The following is a 1,096-nucleotide window of genomic DNA, read 5'->3' as shown; positions in this document are numbered from 1 at the left end:
TCCGTGACCTCGCGATGGCGACGCTGGTCGGCGGCACGGGACCGGCACAGGGGGCGGACGGCGCGAGCGACGCACGCGAGAACGCCTCGTGGAGGGGGGACGCTGGCGACGACGCCTCGTGGAGGATGGACGCTGGCGACGACGCCCACGGGATCCTCGACGCGCGAGAGGAACGGCTGTTCGTCCGGAAGGTGTTACAGGGCCGTCCGTGGGCGGCCGTCGCCGACGAGCTCGGCTACGTCTCGACGGCGGCGTGTATGCGCGCGCTGGGCGAGGCGGCGAAGCCGCTCGTCGAGCGATACGGCTCCGACGACGCGCTCGCGGAACGTGACCGGTTCACCGACGAGTAACGGCGCGGTCGGGGTCGGGTCGCCGGAGACGGACGTTGGAGGAACGCCAGGTCCGCGCCGTCTCAGTCGTCGGCCGAGCCGGACTTCATCTCGATCGACGGCGCGGGGAGGTCTTCGACGTGTGCGGCCGCCTCCTCGAAGTTGGGCCCGGGCTCGATCTCGCCCGTCTCGGGGTCCCACTCGATGTACCCGGCCTCCTGTAATGCCGGTAGATGCGTCTCCCGGAGCGCGGTCTCGATCTCCTCCGCTCGGCCCCGGGGGTAGAGGTCCGCGACCGTTTCGACGGTGTCGTCGACGAGCCCCGCGACGACACTGTGTCGCTGCGTGGCCGTTGGCTCCGGCGCGTGCGTGGTGATCGTGTCGTGGACCATGGTGATTCTCGGTGTATCTCTATTCACATACTGCGTAGAAATAAAGCTACGGACGGATCGGGGTCAACCCCCTCCGATCGGCCCTTCCCTCGCCGTGGTTAGCGGTCCGAGACGCGTGGCTCTGTCGTGTCCGCGTCCGTGTGTGAACCGACCGTGTTCGGGTCGTCGTGGGCGTCGGTCGCGTCCGTGTTCTCGCCGGTCGCGTCCGTGCCGGGCGGCTCCGGAGGTTCGAACGCCCGTCGAAGGAGTTCCACGGGGCGCGTCCCGCGAAGCGTCTCCCAGTCGCGGTCGTCCCGGAGCCCGAGTACGCCGACGACACAGAGGACCGCGCCCCCGCCGAGTCGGACGGCGGAGGGGTCACCGAGCGCGCCCGCG

1 protein-coding gene and 2 pseudogenes are annotated in these 1,096 nt (G+C 70.4%); 1 reads left to right on the top strand and 2 read right to left on the bottom strand.

The window, feature by feature from the left end:
* Nucleotides 1-350, top strand: a pseudogene (locus ACFQEU_RS16410) (hypothetical protein); the annotation flags it as partial.
* Nucleotides 351-412: 62 nt separating this feature from the next.
* Here the strand turns inward: ACFQEU_RS16410 and ACFQEU_RS16405 are convergent.
* Nucleotides 413-721 carry a DUF7344 domain-containing protein gene (locus ACFQEU_RS16405; RefSeq protein ID WP_379783897.1) on the bottom strand — a complete coding sequence of 103 codons (309 nt, stop codon included), beginning with the start codon at nt 719-721 and terminating at the stop codon, nt 413-415.
* A 98-nt stretch (nt 722-819) separates the two neighbouring features.
* Nucleotides 820-1,096 (bottom strand): annotated as a pseudogene (locus tag ACFQEU_RS16400) (hypothetical protein); the annotation flags it as partial.

Origin of the sequence: Halorubrum tibetense (assembly GCF_042661865.1) — an archaeon.
GTDB lineage: Archaea > Halobacteriota > Halobacteria > Halobacteriales > Haloferacaceae > Halorubrum > Halorubrum tibetense.
The sequence above is the reverse complement of the archived record's forward strand: the minus strand, read 5'-3'. Positions and strand labels throughout refer to the sequence as shown.